Source organism: Vibrio sp. 811, assembly GCF_033339195.1.
Genome location: NZ_JAWOUB010000728.1, coordinates 1 through 567 on the forward strand (window position 1 = coordinate 1; position 567 = coordinate 567).

Below are 567 nucleotides of genomic sequence, written 5' to 3' on the forward strand. Positions count from 1 at the left end.
GATAATGGCTTTGGTTAAATAAGTATAATTAATGATTTTAATATATTATTAGAGTTACTTATTTAACGGTTTGGTGTTGGTTTTTTGGGAGAAAGTGAATGCGAGGGTTGGATTACAAATGGATAGAAGCCTTGGATGCCGTTGTTTATCAAGGCAGTTTTGAACGAGCTGCTGAGCATCTGTTTGTCTCACAATCTGCCATTTCGCAGCGTATTAAACAGCTCGAAAAATTCTTGGCGCAATCTGTGTTAATTCGAGAGCAGCCACCCAAGCCAACTCCTATTGGAAAAAAACTATTGGGGCTTTACCGTCGAGTTCGGTTGCTAGAGCACGAAATTTTACCTGAGATAAAAAACGATACTACAACGCGCCCAGTGCAACTGTCTTTGGCTACTAACGCCGACAGTTTGGCAACGTGGTTACTGCCAGCTTTGCAAGACGTCATGAAAACTCGTCAAGTAGAGTTGAAGCTGACGATTTACGGTGAATCACGTTCAATAGAAAAACTGAAAAGTGGTGAGGTCGCAGGGGCGATCAGTTTAGAGTCTCAAGCGATACCAAATTGTC

1 protein-coding gene is annotated in these 567 nt (G+C 41.8%); it reads left to right on the top strand.

Translation table 11 applies throughout. The annotated features are described in order from the left end of the window. Positions 1 to 98 precede the first annotated feature (98 nt). Positions 99 to 567 (top strand): ArgP/LysG family DNA-binding transcriptional regulator (locus R7Q46_RS29085; RefSeq protein WP_318078567.1); only part of this gene is annotated, 469 nt, incomplete at its 3' end.